Raw genomic sequence first — 1095 nt, forward strand, 5'->3', positions numbered from 1 at the left:
ATGGTGCTTGGTCCAACACCATCGCCTCTCGCCAAACGCGCAGGCAAATACCGTTGGCAGCTATTACTCCAAACCCAGCACCGTTCATTAATGCAAAAGTTATTAACCAGTGCCAAACCTGCTATTGAGTTGTTGCCTAATGCCAAAAAAGTTCGCTGGAATTTAGACATAGAACCACAAGATCTCAGCTAGCAAACGTTTAACTATGTAATGAATTACCTTTTAATGTGATGAGACTCACATCAAGATTGCAATTTTTGTTAAACAGACCGTAACTTTCCCGATAGAAATGAATAGACTATCCAAATTAGCAAAGTCTAAAGTGGGTTTACCCCATAGGCTTAGATTAAAACAATGACTATTCCCAAAATTTGAAGCAGTAGCCAAGCGATGCTTTATCGCCTACTCCCTAAAAATAACCACTAACAACGTGATTAGATAGGCACTGATTACCAGTGATAAAAACCTACGACTTCTGACAGGGAATAACGTCATCTTGGCAAAAATTTGAGAGGTTAAACACTATGGCGACAATGAAGGATGTTGCCCAGCTTGCGGGAGTGTCGACAGCTACGGTATCTCGAGCATTAATGAATCCAGAAAAAGTCTCTTCTTCAACAAGAAAAAGAGTCGAAGATGCCGTCCTTGAAGCGGGCTATTCTCCAAATTCATTAGCGCGTAATCTACGTAGAAACGAATCAAAAACGATTGTTACCATCGTTCCTGACATCTGTGATCCTTACTTTTCTGAAATCATTCGTGGTATCGAAGACGCAGCTATGGAACATGGCTACCTCGTACTGCTCGGTGACAGCGGCCAGCAGAAAAAGCGTGAAAGCTCGTTTGTGAATCTAGTGTTCACCAAACAAGCCGATGGCATGTTACTGCTTGGCACCGACCTGCCATTTGATGTCAGCAAGCCAGAACAAAAAAACCTGCCACCAATGGTCATGGCTTGTGAGTTTGCGCCAGAGCTAGAATTACCAACCGTGCACATTGACAACCTAACGTCTGCTTTTGAAGCGGTCAATTACCTAACTCAGCTTGGCCATAAACGCATAGCACAAATTTCAGGGCCAGACACAGCGGTATTGT

At 43.2% G+C, this 1095-nt stretch carries 2 protein-coding genes; both read left to right on the plus strand.

The genetic code is table 11. From position 1 onward, the window contains the following. Nucleotides 1-192: hypothetical protein (locus tag R7Q38_RS24460; protein WP_318114664.1), on the plus strand; the 192-nt coding region annotated here is incomplete at its 5' end. Nucleotides 193-524: 332 nt separating this feature from the next. Continuing rightward, nucleotides 525-1095, plus strand: a 571-nt coding sequence (locus R7Q38_RS24465) for a LacI family DNA-binding transcriptional regulator (RefSeq protein WP_318114665.1), incomplete at its 3' end; no start/stop codon positions are given.

The sequence above is a fragment of the Vibrio sp. Vb0598 genome (assembly GCF_033338935.1).
GTDB lineage: Bacteria > Pseudomonadota > Gammaproteobacteria > Enterobacterales > Vibrionaceae > Vibrio > Vibrio alginolyticus.